This window comes from Chryseobacterium formosum (genome assembly GCF_026460885.1).
In the GTDB taxonomy this organism is placed as follows: Bacteria; Bacteroidota; Bacteroidia; order Flavobacteriales; family Weeksellaceae; genus Chryseobacterium; species Chryseobacterium formosus.
In genome coordinates this window covers 24003-41239 of the sequence record NZ_JAOVZW010000033.1, presented here as the reverse complement: position 1 = coordinate 41239, position 17237 = coordinate 24003, and the positions used below count along the sequence as shown (strand labels likewise).

Below are 17237 nucleotides of genomic sequence, written 5' to 3'. Positions count from 1 at the left end.
TCACACGATTTATGATCAGGTTGATGAGTACGGGAATATCAGCTATTTTTATAATATAATCGTGATCATCAGAGTCTTCTCTTTTTTCAATATTACAATCAGAATGTATCTTAGCTACTTCGTGACCTGAATCCCATAAGAATTCCGATATTGAATCAATAATATTCTGTTGATGCTTATTCTGATCTTTTATTAACAGGAATTTCATAGTATCTCTAATTATAATCCTTTTTTACCTTCAAGCCAGTATCCTTTAAGATAGATTTTACCCTTATGATCATTTACTTTCAAAGCTTTTCTGAAGTTCCGGATAGAATTGACATTTCCTGTCAGTATTATATTGGCATCCGACCACTCTTGATTACTTAACAGGGGCAATTGCTGTATACTTTCTACATTACTAAACACCTCTTTTTTTGAAAAAATTTTATAATTGCATAAGCCAATTATTTCAGGAATTATCTTGTTTTCTTCTTCCAATTCTATATAAAAGATGAATTGATGATCATTCCTTTTAAGAAAGGGTAAAAAACTGAGCATCAAACTTAACGAGGTTTCATCCCCAAAGATCAGCTGCTTTTTTACAGTTGGGTCGTACTGTTTATCACTTCCCAAGACCGCTAACTTTATTTTTTGATCATCAAACTGAAGATCGCGTATGTAATCGGCTCCGACTGAATTACCGTGCAGGTAAGCTACAAATTCAATGGCTTTCTTTGACTGGTCTGCATAGGAAACAGTATAGTGGCGTAGATCATTTGGAGTGACCCTAAGTGAAATTGTGAATCCCGGATCAAAATTCAAAGTTGTGAAATCCCCTCTTAAACGAACCTTCTTTAAATAAGGGTTGAGATAAACAGAATTTTCCACTTTTACTGTTCTTAAAAATGATGGTGCTATTTTTTCAAGGGCATCGTTGAGCCATTTGGGTGCTGTTGGCATATCTTTAATTTAGTGATACAAAGAAACCAAGAAATACAAAGCGCTAAAATGGATTGGAATGTGTAAGTATAGGACTATTCGAAGCTTTTTCTTCTGAACGTTAAAGCAGTCATTCCCGTTAAGTTATTAAATAGGCGCGAGAAATACGAATGATCTTCATATCCCAGATAATGTGCAATTTCTTTGACAGACTTTGAAGAATGAAACAAAAGACGTTTTGCTTCCAACATTATTCTTTCTTGTATATGATAGGAAACTGTATTACCGGTAGCCTTTTTAGTGCATTCATTTAAATAGGCTGTAGAAATATTCAACCTTTCAGCGTAGTACCTGGGATTTTTTTCTGCAGCGAATTTCTCGTCCAATAAAAATTTAAAGTTGCTCATAATAACTTCAGAACGGGTCTGTGGATCTGTCTGAACAGAATTTTTTAAAAACTCAGAGATAATCAATCCTATCAGAGCGTTGCAACTATTTTTCAATATAGAATGGTATAATTTTCTCTCAAGATCCTTCATTTTTATACAAACTGCTATTGCATCTGATAAAACATCAAAGAGCTTAGTTTCCAACATCAGAGGATCTGCAGGAGCCATTTTCTTTAACAGATCAAGGTATTCAGCGTTAAGGTTTTCGTCGCTTATAAGAACTACAGTAAAATACCCGTCCTTAAAAGAAATGCCCCGATGTACCTGATATGGCTGAATGTAGATGAGAGAAGGTGATATAATTGTATACTGTTTGAAATCTACTTCAAATATTCCGCTTCCCTGTTCCAAAATAAAGAATAAATGGTAGTTATCCCTGTGAGCTTTTCTTATTCTTTCTAATTGGAGATCTTTAACATACGATTTTTCAATAATAATGCCTTTGCTTTCAACATCGGGAAAAGTATTTAATGGAATGAATTTTGGCTTAAATGACATACTTAACTATTATAAATACAAGTTACGACAGTTTATCCATAATTAAAAAGCAGTTTTTAATTTTTAGAATTCTCTACTGACGACAGGATATTTTACCTGAAGTAGTATCGATAAAAGATTTATTATAATAGCGGTTTAGCGTTCAGAGCTTGCACCAGACAAAATAACGCTAACAAACCGTACATTAAGCCAACCAAAATAACCACCCTAACATCCTTGAATATATAAAATGCAAGTAATGGCAATATCTGCAAGGCATGCATCCCTACGAAATGTGCAATGCGCAGATCGCCATATTTAAGACTCCAATTAAGAAAAGGTATTGCTCCGCCATCTTGACCACCAACTCTAGGCGAACCATTGGCACCAATAACGGCACCTTCCAAAGCAAATATCACAAATAAAAAGATGCCTAAGCGAATGGCTCAAAGATAATGATCGGGAAATTCGGGAAAATTCTTAGTACAAAACAGGATGCCGATATAGCCAGTAATACAGTTGCTGCTATTGCTGCAATTGCCATTGCGACAGTCAATGAAGTATATAATGCTGAACTGACGTTATAATGGGACAACTGACTTCGCGAGGCCTGAAGTGTGACGTAAAAGACTTCGAATCCAAGAAAGATGATCAATGACCAGTTATATAAATTGATATATTTATAAGAAGTAAGATAACCCATGTACCAACCCATCGTTAAGCTAAATATACCCATTGACAGAGCAAATTTAAATGGTTTGTACAAGACATTCACGCCGTTGATCTGTACATCGCTGAATTTTGATCTTATCAATATCAACGCTGCAATTGACAGACATAGCAGTCCAAAATAAAATAAGCACTCATTTCTTGTTTTGAGTGATGCTAAAAAGTCGATCATAAGATGATTAGAAATTTGAATTAATTGAAAGACGTCCTGAACTCGACCGGAGAAAGATTGGTCTTGCTTTTAAACAATTTGCTGAAAGACTGCGGGTACTCGAATCCCAGCTCAAAAGCAATTTCGCCAATGGTAAGTGTGGTCGTCGAAAGTTTTTCTTTTGCCTTTTCAATGATCTTTTCGTGAATGTGCTGTTGGGTATTCTGACCGGTAAGGGTTTTCAAAACTCCACTCAGATAGTTGGGCGAACAATTTAGAAGTCCGGCAACATACTGTACGGTTGGCAAGCCTTTGTTGATGATATTGTCATCAGCAAAATAGTCATCAAGGATTTTTTCCAATTTGTTCAGGATCTGGTTTCCCGATATTTTACGGGTAAGAAACTGACGCATATAAAATCTGTCTGAATAATTAAGGAAAGATTCTATTTGAGAGATAATAATTGCCTCACTGAATCTATCGATGTGTGAATGATATTCCCCCTCGATATTTTTAATGAAACTGTTCAAGACAAGTTCTTCTTTTTCAGAAACAAAAAGAGCTTCGTTCACCGCATAATTGAAAAACTCATATTTCTTGATCGTTTTTGCTAGTGCGCTTCCCCACAAAAAATCAGGATGGATGAGCAACATACTTCCTGAACTTTTAAAATCTTCGTCTGCTTTAAATGAAAAAACCTGATTGGGTGCTATGAAGAATAGAATGCCATTATCGAAATCATATTTCTGCTGACCATAACCGTACTGTACATCCCCGGAATCTACCTTTTTGAGTGAGATGATGTAAAAATCAAAGATCACCTTGACACTGTCCTCACTTTTGTAAGGCGTAATGTCGGTAAGGTCTATGACACTGATCATCGGATGTTCCGGTGCACCAATACCTAATATTTTATGATATTCTTTGATGCTTTTTATTCTGTAGGGCTGTTGCACATTCATCTTATTGAGTTTCCAAGATCTAAATATATGATTATTCCGGATCAACTGTTTCTAAAGTAAGTCCTGGATTTAATCCGAAGAAAGAAAGGCCCCAAAAGCCTTTGATATTCAGTTTGCCATTTTTGGTGATGTTAAGATACGAATCGTAGGTATTTCCCTTACTCCCATCGTAATCATAGAGCTTTCCTTTCCAGCTGTTCTTCTTATCATCGTATGTAATATCTTTTAACAAAAGAATACCTACCAAAGGTCTTTTACGTTTTTCTCTGTCAGGATTATTCATGTCCAAAATTGGTTTTCCCTGGCCATCCAAAGAATGTTTTAAATAGATGAGTTTGCCGTTATAGATTTTCCCGCTTTTATAGATCTGCACATTTCCTTGTTTCACCGGACTGTACCAAGTACCAATAATATCATCGGCTGTCGATTGTGAAAATAGCATCATTGAAAAATTTAAAATGACAATTGTTAGAAAGAAATTTCTCATTGTTGATTGTATTTTATGGCGAATTCTTTCGCAAAATCTTTGATCTTCACCCTGCCCAAAATGGCTGGTCTGTTTTTAAAGTAATCCTCAAACAGGCTTCCATCGTGCATCGCCATATTCATCTCTGTAAATTCTTTGGCTATAGTGTCAGTTGCCCCTATTTTTATAAAGGCGCCGGTCATCTGCTTATCGCTGATAAGCACCCATTTCAAGTATGGCTTTCCGATCGCATTTCCTAAAGTAGTAGCAATTTCCTGACACGTCAGTTCTTCGCTGGCAACATACCTTCCTTTTTTGCCTCTTTGTTGAGTGTTGATCTCCTCTGCAATGGCGGATGCAATATCAATGGGCGATACCCAAGCTATTTTGTCGGCTCCTCCGTAATTTGATAATATAATTCCGGAATATCCTTTCAGCAGACCTTTGAGACCATAATGTTGAAGATAGAGCAGCTTACCAATCACACCTTGTAAAAAACCTTTACCTTTTACCATATCCATAAAGGCATACAGATTATAATCGAAAGATGCAGGACGTATATGGATAACGGTTACATCGGAAGGCAGTTTTTTAAAAACACTTTCTGCGATATAGTGAAAAACCAAGACCCCTGCCCCATTTGACTTTTCTGCACCCACACTGCTCAGATGGATCACTTTTTTTATTCCGGCTTTTTGAATTGCCTGAACATAATTGGTACTGATTTCTAATGCTTGTTTTTGATAATCAAGATTCTGTTTTCCAAAAAAGTTAAAGGGTGGGATCATACAGTAAGCAGCATCCTGATCCTCAAAAGTTTTGTTCAGAAAAATGCTATCCTCTATTTCGCCGATTGCAGCTTGTGCTCCCAACTGCTCTATTTCTACTTTCCTTGCAGCTGAACTGCTGATTACGGTAACCTGATGTCCCTGCTTAATCAATTGTACCACCAGAGGCCTGCTGATATTTCCTAATGAACCTGTAACAACTATTTTCATCTTTATTGACATTTAATAATGATGCAAATTTCAGTCAAATTAATTCCTATCCCGTGTTCAAATCCCCGCTTCTTGTGTTCAAAAACTTCTAATAGTTAGTATACTTTTTTTAAGATATAAATTGGATAAGGGATTACCCCTGAACTTTTTGAGGTTGTTAAAACCCGCAAAACGATATCAATCGAAGAAATCATCCCACTGATAAAGTTTAATTATCAAGAAATTATAATAGCACAGCGATTGCTCCCAGTCAATGTTCACTATTGCCTAATGCATGTCGGAGGTTTTCGAAATTCTGTTTTACATTGAAAGTATTTTTAATCTGCCAGTAAACACTCCCTCCTGCTCCAAATATAGAACGATACTTTAACGTAATTGATAGGATCACTTTTTAGATCATTACTTAATCCCTTGAGATTGGAAAGTGTAAGTTCGTGTAATCTTCCCGAAAGCATTAAATTATAGCTGTTAAATTTGAGTTTTTAATTAAATTAATAGCTCTGTCCCACTTTAAAAAGATTTTAATTGTTTTTGGATAATTCGTAATGAATATCAAATGCCAAAATATACCAATTCATCCAGTTCGAACTAACTAAATCCCTTATAAAAAATTATCCTGCAACACCTGCCGAAGTTTAAACTAAAAGCCCGAAATGCATCAAAGCTTTTTCTATTCCGTGATTATCAACATCTTCAGTTATAAAATCGGCAATATCTTTGACATTATCTCCGGCATTCCCCATGGCAACACCTATTTCCACTGACTTGAGCATAGAAATATCATTTCCTCCATCCCCGAAAGCCATTGTTTCAGATAGATCAATATTAAAATATTCACAAAAATATTCCACACCTCCCTGTTTGCTTACTCCCCCAGGATTGACATCTGCAAATAATGGTGTCCATCTTGAAGACAATGAATTTGGCATGATTTCCCGCATAAAAGATTCTTCCATTTCAGGATCGATAAAAACATTGACCTGCAAAACGTTTTCAATATCAAGCTTTTCTTTATCAACTAAAGCTGGCACCGGAATATCAACGTGACGATACAGTTCAAGGACTTTTGGACTTTCGTGACTGATCCTCACTGTATCTTCATACATCAATGAAAAACTGACATCAGATCGTTCTGAATAATCTATCAAATTTTTTATATCATCAGTATTGATTACTTTTCTATACATCACCTGACCATCGACCGTCATACAATACCCCCCATTAAACGTCATAAAGCCATCAAACTCGATATGTTTAATATGACTGAGATCATTAATAGACCGACCGGTGGCAACGATCACTTTTATTCCTTTTTCTCTGAGATTCTTTATTGCTTTCCTCGTTGATTCCGGAATTGATTTTGTTTTTAAACTGAATATTGTTCCATCCACATCAAAAAAGACGGCTTTAATTTTGGGGGTTTGTACAGAAGTCATAAAAATCGATTACTACATCATTTTTATAAAAATACAAACATTATTTTGCCATCTCTAGCTTGTACACAAATTTAACTTTATTTTAATATTTTAGTAATTCAAAATATGTAGTATTGTAGTTTTCTCAAAAAATGGATCACTTAAAAATATAGATTTAGATTTTAATTTTAAGTTTTTTAATCAGATTAATCGCCCTTTCCCATTTTGAAAAGATTTCGATCGGTTTGGGATAATCCGGAATATCAAATTCCCAAGGAATCAGTACTTCAATATCATTGCAGTCTTTCAACTCCGGAATCCATTCCCTGATGAAGTCCTGCGCTTTATATTTATTTGACTGATGAACAGGATTGGTGTAGTAGATCTCAAAAGCCTGCATATGCCAGTTCATCCAGTTCGAACTGACGTCGTAATCAATCAGTTTGCTTTCAAAATAGGCGGCTCCCCATGTCCAGTCAATATTCAGATCGTGTACGAAGTAACTCTCGCAATTAACACGACCGCGATTGCTCATGTATCCTGTTTCGTTTAACTGTCTCATATGTGCATCTACAAATGGAATTCCGGTTCTTCCCTCACACCACTTTTCGAAATTTTCCTGATTATTGTCAAAGGGAATTTCTTTGTTTTTATAGCCTCTTGTCTTGAAGATCTTATCACCGAATTTCATTCCTTTTAAGGTAAAAAAGTCCCGCCACACCAATTCAAAAACCAGCCACCATGTGCTTTGATTTTTCTTTATCTTTTTTTCATATTCTTTTACATTTTCAAAAATTTCCCTCGGAGAGATGCAGCCTATAGTTAGGTATGGCGAGAATTTTGAACTATAATCCAATCCTTGTGACTGGTTTCTCGTCCAGCGATATCCTGTTAAGAGTTCAGATTTAAACGTATAATACTGAAGTCTTTTTAATGCTTTGGTTTCTCCACCCTCCACAAATGGTCGTGCGGCATCATATTCTTTTTTTGTAAAATCAAATTCTTTATAGGACGGAAATTTGGTGCTCTTCACCTTTTTCACGCTCTTCAATTCTGTCGGTGCTTTGAACGTTTTTCTCGGCTCTGACTCTTTTCCTGTAGGAATTCTGTAGGCTTTACTTGATAAAGGAATCTTTGAGGTCGAAAAAGGAATGTCGTCTTTATGATACAGTGTTTTTCCCCAATAAGAATGAAACTTTACCTCAGGCAAAATATTTTGAATTGTTTTAATCAGATTGAGTTCTTCGCTTGCATATTCTTCTTCCGCATAAATATCTGAAATATCATATTTCTCTACCAATTTGGGCAAAAGTTGGACAGCCGAATCTGAGCCTATCAACAAATGAGCACCCAATTTTTCCAGATGATTCTGCAAATCCGCAACAGACTGTTCGATAAATTTAAACCGGTTTACATCGCATTTCTTAAATCCTAAATCCAGTTTTTTGAAATTGCTTTTTTCTATGGCATAGCAAAAAATAAGTTCATCACATTCCTCAATTGCTTTTGTTAGTGCTTCATTATCATGAAGCCTTAGATCATTCTTAAACCAAATCAATCCTGTTTTCATAGAAGTTTTTTTAATAGTAACAAATTCAAAGCCTTTTAATCTATTAAACAGGTTTTAATATAATAAGTTCGAAATCTTTTCAATTGTACTTCCGGTTTGTCACCTATTTTAATTCTATACATATTCTCTTTTTATCTGAGAAAGGATAGTCGGATCCTGTATTTCGTTGTCTTTAGCCAGCAGTAAAACTTTAGACATTACTTCGGCAGACTTCGGGTCGTCATCGGCAAATGGTAAAAACAATCTGCCTCTGTGCTGAGAATGAATAGGAAGTATCGACAAATATTTCCCCGGTACCTGATGCACCACCGCACTTCCCAAATGTACACTGTATTCTGCCATTTGACCTTTCACTAAAACATGAGAACCTTCTATTTTCACATTGTCTAGCTTAAATAATCTTGCCGTTTCTTTCATCAATACCGCACGCATTTCGATAGAAGAATGACTGGCCTCCGGGTCTACATCTCCTACATGAGCCACAGAAACCACCAAATCTATATCACGCATAACTTCAGAAAACAAACGTGGATTAATATCTTCGAATGGAATGTTTTTATAGTCTTTTAATGAATGGAACTCAATGGTTTCAAGCGTAGGACTTTCTACATCCGCAGGTGAAAACCAATCTGCCAAAGCATATAATTTTACCTGAAAACCTTCTTTATGATAAACCTTTTGCAGACCTTCTTCATAATCTACTTTCCAGCCTCTTGTTTTTAGTAAAGCCAAGGTTTTCTGTGGCTGAATCTGATGACCTGCATATCTACGGGAAATCGACTTCTCTTGTAACTCATCCGGAGTAGGAACATATAATTCTCTGAATATCTGTTTAAATGGCTGAATTAACTTTTCTGTGAAGCAGTAATGCTGAAAGTCGCTCCAAACCGAATGCTGATGGAGATCTACACAATGAGCAATTCTTAACGTTTGATTTTCTTCTAGCTTTTGAATTTCGCCTTGGGCTGATATTAAATTTCCATCAAGGTAAAATCCTATTTTTTGATTGTCCGAGATAAAAACCAACTTTTCTAAATGTTTAGAAATCACAGGGTGTACAAAAAGATTTTTAATTTCGGCAAAAAGAAATTCGTCACCTCTTATCATTGCTTCCTCTAAACCTTTTCGAGAGCGGCTCCATTGTTCGCGCATTATTTTACGGTAACTTGCTAACTCTACAATTGCTTTATCTTTTTTAATCTTTGGCGGAATTGATTTTAGCTGTTTATCATCTCTGAATACCACCAATTCTGCTTTTCCATCATCTTCTACAATTAATCCAACTGTAACTCCGTCAACAGTTACCTGTGTTTCTTTTGTTAACAGATTTTGAATTTGTTTGGTTTCCATCGCCCACGTCAACCTTATTGGGTCCGGGTAACCTGCATTTCGGGCTAAGTTTTCTAATGCCACACGAATAGCCAACGCTTCGCTCGTCTGCTTCATAGAGCCAAATTCCTTACTTTCTTTTTTAAATTGCTGTATGTATTCGTATCGACTCAGAACATCTTTCTCTGAGTTGGTTTTGCTTAAAGGCACTAATCCGTACACACGGAGGTAATCTTGGTCGCGTTTATCTTTTACTTTTGCAGTGACTTCTTTTATTTTTAAATCTCCCGTAAGTGTATCTGAGTACAATCTTGCTCTGCGATGCCCATTTCCGTCAGAAATATATTTGGCAGATTCGTACAGCATTTCCCAACGAGCTTTGCCCAATTCTTTGAAGGCTTTTGTAAACCAATCTTTATCTACAGCACCATCTTGAAACTCCTGTACATCTACCGAAGAATACTTTGCCACCTCACTTTCCAGCCCGGAATTTTGGGCTTGGTAAGAACCCGTTTTGGTATGCGCATGCATCCACCAAATTGCAGAATCCAAACCTTTCCAACCCAAATAACTACTAATGAATTTTTGCCATTGTGGTGCATAAACTGCAGCTTGTATCAAACGAAGTTCCGCAATTTTCTCTTTTTTCATCATTTCATTAAATGATTCTTGGGTATCGCTTTCCAAAGGATGGCAATTGGACAAAAGGTAAGAAAACAGCTTTTGCTTCGTCATACTTTCGTTTCCATAACTGTAAATGTAGTTGGCATACAGTGTAGATTTACCAAGACCTTTCAATATTTCTACAAAACGATTGGCGCCATATATCGTTTGGAACGATTGTACAAAATGAGAAACCGCAGTACTTGCATCGCCACGAATAAGTTCTACATCAAGAAATTTGTTTTGAATCTCCTCTATTATCGGCTTCAAGAAAGGGAATGTCTCAAGAAACTTTTCGTTGTTATGGTAAAATTTTGTTGTGGTAAGCTCACGAATGGCAGATTCTGAGGTAAAAATACCTTCATATAATTCATCCTTGGTAATGATTTGTAATTCAAACGCTTTACAGAACAAATAAAAACCAGGAACAGTATGTTGTATGTTTTCTTCCAAACCGTTGTACTGCATCCATCGGTGTAAATTCCAGATTTTTTTAAATTGTTCGTCTGTCGTATTTTTTATTGATATTGACTCTAAAAACAATTTGAAAAAACCAGATTGCTGCCATCCGTCTCCATCGTTGCCATAATAATATTCACTCTTTTTCGCTTTATAAGTAATAATATCTTTGGGAAGATCAGCAAAAAAAGTGCTGCACGCATCAATTAAAAAATCATTTTTTTCTTCGAAGGCAAATTTATGATTTAAAGATTCTAAAATTCTTTTTACCGGATTATCCCAATAATACTCGTTTTTCAATGGATTCGGTATCACATCTTTGTGGTAAAAAACATAGTTTTCCAGAAAATCTCTGAACTTTTTGCGGTCACAGCTTTCTGCAAACGTAAGTAAAAATAAATCTCTCGGTTGTAACCCAGAATCTTTGTACCATTGTTCCCAAACCTCATGCAAAGGGTAATTTGCAAAAATTTGCTCTGGCGTAAAACCTTCTGTTTTATTTTTTATTGGTCTGAAACTGTTGCCCATTAATAATTTTGTCACAGAGCCATTCCAGTCTTCTGCATCGTATTCGTGGTCTTTATTTTTTAAAAATAGATCGTTGAGCTTTTTTAATTCAGCTTTTACATGGCTCATCGGTTTTGTAAAGCCATATTTATCTTTTGTAATCGCTTTTGCATACACCGAATTGGCATCTACTTTAGGCAATTCAAACTTAGATTTTACAGAAATATCATAAAAACCGAACCCATTCTGGGCAGAAAGCATTTCTTTATCGGCAGATGGATCGAGCTGATTCAGCAAACTTTGTTCTCTTTCTGAAATTTTCGGTCTTTCGGAATATTTTTGAATCCATTCAGCAACTTGGCTAGACATTCTTTTTTCTTTTTGTAACTGAAGCATTATGTCCAGCGAAGCCGTGCGTTGTTCTATATCGCCTTTCGTTAGCAGATCTTCCACTAAAGGTGTAAGCACTGCGTCTTCTTGCTTTATGACCAACTCGATTAATTTCTTGCGAAGCGTGCCGCCTTTCCTTTTAAAGAAATCAAAAAACGTCATTATTTCTTCTTTGTCTAAAGGATTTTGCTGCAACACATTGATACCCGAAGCAACCAGAGATTCCCCCCTGTCTTTCACGATTTTAAAAGCAAACTCTTTCTGGAAAGGAGTTACTTTTCTTTGCTTTTTTTCGAAATTATAGGAGTAAGAATAACAGTAGAAGTCTCCCAAAATGTTTCTCGTTAGCTGCTCACGAAGCGCAAGGTCGAAATCATTGAAATAAGAAAGCACCAAGTCTAATTTTGCACTATCCTCCCCAACAAGATAAAACATCGACGCATATAGATCGCTTTTTTTGAAAGTCGCATTGAGCCAAGAGAATATTTTACCTTCAAATTTCTTTTCTTTTACTTCTATTTTTTTGGTTAGATCGTGTAGTTTTTCAAAGAAATCGGGGTAATCTGTATTGTTTATATAAAACTTAGAATCTGCATTGGCACTCAACAAAGACGACATCTGATTACCTGTAAATGCCATCACTTGCAGATCACCCTCCAGCACAGCTTTATAATATAACGGCATCTGAATATACGGGTCTGCGGTCTCTGAAGCGAACTTTATTACCAAACATTTTTTCTCTACACTACCCTTATCAAATAATTCATGTAGGTAAGGGATCGTTTTTTCTATGTCCCAAATACCTTGTACCCAAAGTGCCATGTACACTTCATTATTGTTTTTATTTTTTATGGCTTCAGGAATTTGTTCTGGGTTTTTAAAATAATTATCTGCTAACAATACAATATTCTTCACGACAGATTCTTTTTCAGCTTCCCAGTTTAGCCCCGTCCAAGTATCAATTGCACGTACAACTGATGAGAACCTTGTTAACTTATGCTCCAAAATTACATGAGTCATATATTGAAGCGCGCCAACACTTGTTTCGTCTAAAGCTTCCAAGACTGTTTGCCTCAAACCTTCCTGTCTTTGAGCTGCAAGCAAAAGTTTTTCCACCAACTCCCAACAGTGTTTTTGTTCACTATTAAGCAATGCTTTTATAATATTTTGCGATACCTTACCTTCAGCATGTTTATTAAAAATAATATCCTCAATAAGTTGATATATTTCAGCATTTCCGGTATCTATCGCTGCTGACCAAATGTAAAATTGACTAGAATTATTAGACAGCTCGTTATCATGGATTATTTGCTCTTCTAATGTAAGATCGTAAAAATTAAACCCATCGCTGTAAGAATAAATACTAGGAAGTTGTAGCAGACCTCTTATCAGATTAATTTGATTAAGAAAAATAAATTTCTCATTATTTGGCGCTCTGAACGAGCGGCGATAATAACCTGTTTGATACATCTTGAAGGGCATTTTGTTCCAAGCATGTTTTACAAGCTCAGCTTTGTCATCAAAGAAATAAACCAATAGTTTGTAATAATCTGCGTCGTCCCAAATGTTTGGTTTTATGAGTTCTTTTATTTTTTCTGCTTTGGTAGAGCCCAAAGAATATTCTTCTCGATAATCTTCTTTTCCAAGGAGAAGTAAACCTAGCTCTGCAACTTCTTTTTTTAGTTTTGGCTTAGAAAAAATTTGAGATATAATTCCTTTTTCTGTTTGTTCTTTTAAGTCTTTTCTTAAGTTTTTGTAATAATCTACAATTTTTTTCGATTTTAATTTTTCTGTGATTTCCATTGAATTTGTAAATTTATTTTTGTGATTACCAATAACTTCCCGCCAAGAAAGTAAGCCTAATGAATGTAAACGTATGATGTAAGTTTAAATTTATATTTTGAGAAAGATCTTCTAACTGCTCATCATTATAAAATATAGCAAACATACCATCTTCAAAAGCCTGAAGCGCATTTTCTTGAGCTTTTTGTAAATCTGCTTTTTTTTGATTGTAAATACTTCCAAAACCAATTTTGCCTGTGTCAGTAAGAATATTTAAATAATTTTCTGTGGGTATTTTTGCGTAGTCTTCATCTTCCAGCTCAAATGACTTCGCATTGAAAACCTCTACCTGTTGCTGAACGACAAGTTTTAATAAATTTTCTAATGAAATATTGACCTCATTATAATCAATATCGAGCTTTTGCTCTGCTAAAACAGGGTGCTTTTTTCCTAATTGCTTTACGATAACCTTTATTTCCATACATGAATGTTGATACGAATAAATATAGTGGTTTTTTTTATTTATTTATCTGGTTTTAGATAAATTTGCATGAACTGCAAAGAAAAAACAACACCTAATAACTGTTACAAAATATGGGTGATTATCTTAAGAAAGAATTTGGTGATAGATGTAAAACGTTCGGATTTACGATTTATAAAGGAACATTTTCAGCAAACGGTAAACAAGAAATTGGAACCTATGCTTTACAAGAAGCTCCAAAAAATTCATTAGAATATCTGCTGAATTCTTTCGGTAAAAACCTTCTCTTCTTCCCTTATTTTGTTGATACAAAAATCTGAGAAAATTTGAAATGAAAAATAGCAAATAATTTTTTTATATTTCAATTAAGCGCCTTTCTGAACTCCAAAGGCGAAAGATTCGTCTTTGTCTTGAGAAGTTTACCGACGATTTACAACCGAGGATATTTTCTATTTATCAAAGTATTATCCACCAAAACTTTATGTTTCTTACTGATATCCCGCAATCAATTGCCGATGGACTTTCTAACATACTCACTATCATCGAATCTGGCTTTTGCAATCAGTCTAATCAAATCAGATATCGTGACTATTTCATTGTTGACTTGAACTGGACGTTTTTGGAAGAGCAATAATAACATCAAGCCCTCAGACCAATGTCATTTCTCAATCACTACCAAATTAAATTTTGTTGTATTGCAATCGTGATCAGTTCTGTGGAATTTTTAGCCTGAAACTTTTGCAGAAGATTTTTCCGGTGGGTATCGACCGTTAAAGAGCTTAAGCACAATTCTTCTGCAATGATTACGCTTGTTTTCCCATCTGCCAGTAGTTTTAATATCTGTTTCTCTCTCTTTGTAAGCCTAGGAATGCTCAATAATTCATTTTTAGAAGGTTTACTGATCATCTGTTTTGTTTCGTTACAGAAAACAATATTTCCCGAGAGCGCTCCTTTTATACAGTCTATAAGTTCTATGACTGAGGTATTTTTCAGAAGATATCCGCTTGCTCCGTTTTGTATGGATTGCATGATGACACTTCGTTCAGACCGGTTACTGAACATGATCACTGAGGTATTTTGTGAGACTTTTTTAATTTCTTTACAAAGTTCTATTCCGCTGTTATCTGGAAGTGTGATATCAAGGAGAACAATATCTACATCATTCAATTTCACAAAATCAAGAATTCTTTCTCCTGATGTAAAGCTCTCTGAGATATGAAAAAAAGGCTCATTTTTCAGCATGGTCTTTAATCCCTCCAGTACAATGGGGTGATCGTCTACAATGATAATATTTATTTTATCAGATAGCATGAGTATCCAGTTCTATGTTAATGGTGGTTCCTTCGTGATCAGAATTGATCTCAATTTTGCCCTTGAGATAACCTACCCTATTTCTGAGATTTCGAAGACCCATACTATTTTTTGTTTTATAAATATCCTCTGCAAATCCTTCACCGTCATCTTCAACCGTGATCATAAAATTATCTTCAGACTGTGAGCACTGAACCAAAATATGACTTCCTCCGGAATGCTTCACTGCATTGGCTAATAATTCTTGTACAATTCTATATATATTGACCTGTACCGGAAGTGAGAGTGTACTTTCAATATTCAAGGGCTGAAAATCGATTTCCAGATCTGTCCTTGTATAAAATTCGCATAGATCGTTAAGAGCCGTTTCCAAACCAAAATTGAGGAGTGACTCCGGCATCAGGTTTCTTGCGACATACCTCAACTCACCCACTGACCGATCAAGTTGCTGAAGAATTTTGCTGAACTCCGTATTTTCTTCTTTAAAATAATTTGATGACCATGATGAAAGATTTATTTTTACACCAGCCAGCATTCCGCCTAAGCCATCATGAAGATCACGGGCAATGCGTTCCCTTTCTCTTTCCTCACTTTCAAGTATAGCTTTTGTAAGGGTAAGCTCTTCTTTTTGTCTGATGTCTTTTATTTTCTGTTGAAGATTGATCTCTTTCTGCTCTGAGATCTTATTATTTTTCCTGTAAATAATCAAGAATAAAACAAAAAGACTGATGCTCAGTAGCAAGCTGAGACCCAGCCCCCAAAGGTAGGAGTTCTTTTTGTTGACTTCGAGTTCTTTTTGTTTTTTTTCTGCATTTAAGGTTGCGATCTTCCTTTCTTTTTCTGCGGTGTTGAACTTTTTTTCAAGTGTATTGATTTCCAGTTTTATATTTTCAGAATTTAAACTGTCGTTCAGCTTTGAATATTTTCTTTCCCAAGACAACGCATCAGAAGAGTTTCCCATTTCCTCATTCAGGTTGGATAGCTGTCTGTATATTGTTTTTCTGTTATTGGCATCTATTACGAGCATTTTTTCTTTAAGAATATTTTCTAAAACATTCTTGGCTTCTGTATATCTTTTTAGTTTTCTGAAAATGTCACATTTGTTCAGATAAAACATTTGTGCCAAAAGATTTTGATTAAATTTTTTAGCGTATACCAATCCTTGTTCTATCACAGGAAGCGCCTCTTCGTTTTTTTGTTTAGTGATAAGATATAAAGTTTTACCATATAAATAGGAAGCGTTCGCAGAAGATTCGGGATAAGGCTGAATCATTTTTTCTGCCCTGTCTAAAAAATTCTTGGCTTTGTCACCCTTCGCTTGATAACAGAAATTACTCGACGAGCTTAAGTAGGCATAAAATAATTCTGCAGAATTCGAAGAATTTTTTTGAAGAATTTCAATAGCTTTATTATTATAATATTCCGCTTTTTGAAATTCAGCATTATAGGTAAATGTGAGTGCAAGCTGAGTGTATAAGAACCCTAAAGTTCTACTGGTCTTATATTTTTCGACGAGGGGAATACTTTTTTCCAACATAATTTTTATAAAAAAAGGATAGCCTTCCTTATTTTTTTTAATTAATCCGTAGTTAAACCACGCAACAGCTTGAATCATATCAGATTTTTCAGTTTTAAATCTGCCTAATTCTTTAATGGCCATCTGAAAATATTTGCAAGCTTTTTCCTTGTCTTTTTCTAAAAAATACAGCCCATTGTAGTAATAAAACTCAGCCGTCAGAAATGCATTGTTTTTCGATAATACCTTTCCTGATTCCAAGCATTTTTTACTCCAGGAAGAATCTGTATTTCTGCTGTAGTTAGAGAGTAAATAATATGCATCTGCCTTTTTACTATTGTCTAAATGTGATTTTACAACGATCTTTAAGCTGTCTTCATATCGCTTTTCATTGAGTGGAGAGATCTGTTGTGAGAATAATCTCAAAGAAAATAGAATACTTAGCAATAGGGTGAGTCTCATCATTACGTTCAGTACTTTATAATTGTAAGAATTTTTACAATATAAAAAAAAATAGAGAAGTAAAAAATACCTAAAAGCAGGTAGATATAAATACCGTTTTCAATGGATTGACTGTCGAATCGTTATGATCTAGCTTTGCAAGGCACAGATCAATATAATAAAACCTTAGCAAAAAGAATTATGAAATAAAAAATCATCA

The 17237-nt window shown here is 35.2% G+C and carries 15 protein-coding genes; 3 read left to right on the top strand and 12 right to left on the bottom strand.

Going from position 1 to position 17237, the window contains the following annotated elements; genetic code table 11:
- Positions 1 to 219 precede the first annotated feature (219 nt).
- The 3 genes from OF897_RS20780 to OF897_RS20770 form a co-directional block, all read right to left on the bottom strand.
- On the bottom strand, positions 220 to 942 hold the full coding sequence (locus OF897_RS20780) for a ferredoxin reductase domain-containing protein (RefSeq protein ID WP_267267586.1): 723 nt from the start codon (positions 940 to 942) through the stop codon (positions 220 to 222).
- Between the two features lie 74 nt (positions 943 to 1016).
- Positions 1017 to 1868, bottom strand: a complete 852-nt coding sequence (locus OF897_RS20775; protein WP_267267585.1) for an AraC family transcriptional regulator — start codon at positions 1866 to 1868, stop codon at positions 1017 to 1019.
- A gap of 122 nt (positions 1869 to 1990) precedes the next feature.
- Positions 1991 to 2254 (bottom strand): hypothetical protein, encoded by a 264-nt coding sequence (locus tag OF897_RS20770; RefSeq protein WP_267267584.1) that lies wholly within the window; start codon positions 2252 to 2254, stop codon positions 1991 to 1993.
- Positions 2255 to 2302: 48 nt separating this feature from the next.
- Between OF897_RS20770 and OF897_RS20765 the strand changes: the two genes are divergently transcribed.
- A complete protein-coding gene (locus OF897_RS20765) occupies positions 2303 to 2434 on the top strand; it encodes a hypothetical protein (protein WP_267267583.1) in 132 nt (43 codons plus the stop codon).
- Positions 2435 to 2548: 114 nt separating this feature from the next.
- The gene (locus tag OF897_RS20760; protein ID WP_267267582.1) at positions 2549 to 2701 is read left to right on the top strand and encodes a hypothetical protein; all 153 of its coding nucleotides are present in this window, start codon (positions 2549 to 2551) and stop codon (positions 2699 to 2701) included.
- 67 nt (positions 2702 to 2768) lie between these two features.
- Here the strand turns inward: OF897_RS20760 and OF897_RS20755 are convergent, their stop codons facing one another.
- The 7 genes from OF897_RS20755 to OF897_RS20725 form a co-directional block, all read right to left on the bottom strand.
- Positions 2769 to 3689 carry a helix-turn-helix domain-containing protein gene (locus OF897_RS20755; RefSeq protein WP_267267581.1) on the bottom strand — a complete coding sequence of 307 codons (921 nt, stop codon included), beginning with the start codon at positions 3687 to 3689 and terminating at the stop codon, positions 2769 to 2771.
- 31 nt (positions 3690 to 3720) lie between these two features.
- Positions 3721 to 4134, bottom strand: a complete 414-nt coding sequence (locus OF897_RS20750; RefSeq protein ID WP_267267580.1) for a DUF2147 domain-containing protein — start codon at positions 4132 to 4134, stop codon at positions 3721 to 3723.
- A gap of 38 nt (positions 4135 to 4172) precedes the next feature.
- Complete coding sequence (locus tag OF897_RS20745; protein ID WP_267267579.1) at positions 4173 to 5165, bottom strand: NmrA family NAD(P)-binding protein; 993 nt, start codon at positions 5163 to 5165, stop codon at positions 4173 to 4175.
- A 623-nt stretch (positions 5166 to 5788) separates the two neighbouring features.
- Positions 5789 to 6589: a Cof-type HAD-IIB family hydrolase gene (locus OF897_RS20740; protein WP_267267578.1), complete on the bottom strand. Its 801-nt coding sequence runs from the start codon at positions 6587 to 6589 to the stop codon at positions 5789 to 5791.
- Between the two features lie 154 nt (positions 6590 to 6743).
- Positions 6744 to 8138 carry a DASH family cryptochrome gene (locus OF897_RS20735; RefSeq protein WP_267267577.1) on the bottom strand — a complete coding sequence of 465 codons (1395 nt, stop codon included), beginning with the start codon at positions 8136 to 8138 and terminating at the stop codon, positions 6744 to 6746.
- Between the two features lie 114 nt (positions 8139 to 8252).
- On the bottom strand, positions 8253 to 13289 hold the full coding sequence (locus OF897_RS20730; protein WP_267267576.1) for a DUF4132 domain-containing protein: 5037 nt from the start codon (positions 13287 to 13289) through the stop codon (positions 8253 to 8255).
- Positions 13290 to 13314: 25 nt separating this feature from the next.
- Positions 13315 to 13749, bottom strand: coding sequence for a hypothetical protein (locus OF897_RS20725; protein ID WP_267267575.1), 435 nt, complete (start codon positions 13747 to 13749; stop codon positions 13315 to 13317).
- Positions 13750 to 13862: 113 nt separating this feature from the next.
- On the opposite strand from OF897_RS20725, the gene OF897_RS20720 reads away from it, so the two are divergent.
- A complete protein-coding gene (locus OF897_RS20720) occupies positions 13863 to 14069 on the top strand; it encodes an erythromycin esterase family protein (RefSeq protein ID WP_267267574.1) in 207 nt (68 codons plus the stop codon).
- A 352-nt stretch (positions 14070 to 14421) separates the two neighbouring features.
- Here OF897_RS20720 and OF897_RS20715 read toward each other — a convergent pair whose 3' ends face one another.
- Together OF897_RS20715 and OF897_RS20710 are read right to left on the bottom strand one after the other, a co-directional pair.
- Positions 14422 to 15060, bottom strand: a complete 639-nt coding sequence (locus OF897_RS20715) for a response regulator transcription factor (RefSeq protein ID WP_267267573.1) — start codon at positions 15058 to 15060, stop codon at positions 14422 to 14424.
- Positions 15050 to 17041: a tetratricopeptide repeat-containing sensor histidine kinase gene (locus OF897_RS20710; protein WP_267267572.1), complete on the bottom strand. Its 1992-nt coding sequence runs from the start codon at positions 17039 to 17041 to the stop codon at positions 15050 to 15052. The genes OF897_RS20715 and OF897_RS20710 overlap by 11 nt, the downstream gene beginning before the upstream one ends.
- Between the last annotated feature and the right edge of the window lie 196 nt (positions 17042 to 17237).

Excerpts from the sequence above, each read along its gene's own strand:
- OF897_RS20745 (WP_267267579.1), bottom strand. The coding sequence starts at position 5,165 with ATGTCAATAAAGATGAAAATAGTTGTTACAGGTTCATTAGGAAATATC.
- OF897_RS20725 (WP_267267575.1), bottom strand. The coding sequence starts at position 13,749 with ATGGAAATAAAGGTTATCGTAAAGCAATTAGGAAAAAAGCACCCTGTT.
- OF897_RS20735 (WP_267267577.1), bottom strand. The coding sequence starts at position 8,138 with ATGAAAACAGGATTGATTTGGTTTAAGAATGATCTAAGGCTTCATGAT.
- OF897_RS20750 (WP_267267580.1), bottom strand. The coding sequence starts at position 4,134 with ATGATGCTATTTTCACAATCGACAGCCGATGATATTATTGGTACTTGG.
- OF897_RS20760 (WP_267267582.1), top strand. The coding sequence starts at position 2,549 with ATGTACCAACCCATCGTTAAGCTAAATATACCCATTGACAGAGCAAAT.
- OF897_RS20765 (WP_267267583.1), top strand. The coding sequence starts at position 2,303 with ATGATCGGGAAATTCGGGAAAATTCTTAGTACAAAACAGGATGCCGAT.
- OF897_RS20740 (WP_267267578.1), bottom strand. The coding sequence starts at position 6,589 with ATGACTTCTGTACAAACCCCCAAAATTAAAGCCGTCTTTTTTGATGTG.
- OF897_RS20710 (WP_267267572.1), bottom strand. The coding sequence starts at position 17,041 with ATGATGAGACTCACCCTATTGCTAAGTATTCTATTTTCTTTGAGATTA.
- OF897_RS20715 (WP_267267573.1), bottom strand. The coding sequence starts at position 15,060 with ATGCTATCTGATAAAATAAATATTATCATTGTAGACGATCACCCCATT.
- OF897_RS20720 (WP_267267574.1), top strand. The coding sequence starts at position 13,863 with ATGGGTGATTATCTTAAGAAAGAATTTGGTGATAGATGTAAAACGTTC.
- OF897_RS20755 (WP_267267581.1), bottom strand. The coding sequence starts at position 3,689 with ATGAATGTGCAACAGCCCTACAGAATAAAAAGCATCAAAGAATATCAT.
- OF897_RS20775 (WP_267267585.1), bottom strand. The coding sequence starts at position 1,868 with ATGTCATTTAAGCCAAAATTCATTCCATTAAATACTTTTCCCGATGTT.
- OF897_RS20730 (WP_267267576.1), bottom strand. The coding sequence starts at position 13,289 with ATGGAAATCACAGAAAAATTAAAATCGAAAAAAATTGTAGATTATTAC.
- OF897_RS20780 (WP_267267586.1), bottom strand. The coding sequence starts at position 942 with ATGCCAACAGCACCCAAATGGCTCAACGATGCCCTTGAAAAAATAGCA.